1 protein-coding gene is annotated in these 1,189 nt (G+C 66.4%); it reads left to right on the top strand.

Going from position 1 to position 1,189, the window contains the following annotated elements:
* Positions 1 to 168: 168 nt before the first annotated feature.
* Positions 169 to 1,189: IS110 family RNA-guided transposase (locus HWY30_RS40750; RefSeq protein ID WP_176079056.1), on the top strand; the 1,021-nt coding region annotated here is incomplete at its 3' end.

The raw sequence follows: 1,189 nt of genomic DNA on the forward strand, positions 1-1,189 counted from the left end.
AGGCATCACGCGCTCAACAACCTACAGGAGCCACCATGAAATCCAAGCCCTTCACGTGATCAAAAACGGCTTGACATACAAGTCCCCATAGAGATGCTATGTGGGACTACCCAAGCCAGACCCGTTTAGCTAAAACGTAATTTCCAACCCTGTGCAAAGGAGACGGAAATGTCGGCGACCCAGACAGTCCCACAAGGCAATGATACGGCGATCCAAGTCCAGCTCTACATGAGCTTCGAACTCGGCGACAAGTCGTGGAAGTTGACGGCCAGCGATGGCCGGCGCGGCCCGAGCCGTTTCAGCGTGCACGCCGGCGACACGGCTGCGGTGCTCGACTGCGTGCGCCGCGCCAAGGAGCGCTGCCAGCTCGAACCGCAGGCCCCGGTGCATTCGTGCTATGAGGCCGGCCGCGATGGCTGGTGGCTGCATCGCTGGTTGAGCGGGCAAGGCATTGACAACCTCGTGGTCGACCCGGCGAGCATCGAAGTGAACCGACGCGCCAGACGGGCCAAGACCGACCGGCTCGACGGCGATAAGCTGCTGGTGATGCTCAGGCGCCACCACGCTGGCGAGCGCATCTGGTCGGTGGTGCACGAGCCCACGCCCGAGCAGGAAGACGCGCGCCGCACGCACCGTGAACTGGCCCGGCTGAGCCAGGAGCGTACCGCCCACACGAACCGCATCCGCTCCCTGCTGGTGCTGCACAACCTGCGTGTGCCGGTCATCGTCGGCGGGCGCGACTGGGCGGCGTGGTGGGAGCGCCATCGCGAGCAGGTGCCGCCGGTGTTGCGCGGCGAGATCGAGCGCGAGAGCGCGCGGCTGGCGCTGGTCAGGCAGCAGCTCAAGGTGCTGGAAGCGGCGCGGCGCCAGGAACTGGCCGAGGGCAAGCATCCGCTGGTGGCGCAACTGGCACGGCTGCGCGCGATCGGCCCCAAGGGCGCCTGGGTGCTGGTCAAGGAAGTGTTTGGCTGGCGACGTTTCGCCAACCGGCGCGAGCTGGCCGGCAGCCTGGGGCTCACGCCGACACCCTACGACAGTGGCGGCAGTCAGATCGAGCAAGGCATCAGCAAGGCGGGCAACAAGCGAGCGCGCACGATGCTGGTCGAACTCGCCTGGCGCTGGCTGCAGCTGCAGCCCGACAGCCTCCTGACCCAGTGGTTCAACCGGCGCTTTGCCGGCGGCGGCAAGC

Source organism: Paraburkholderia tuberum STM678 (genome assembly GCF_902833905.1).
GTDB lineage: Bacteria > Pseudomonadota > Gammaproteobacteria > Burkholderiales > Burkholderiaceae > Paraburkholderia > Paraburkholderia tuberum.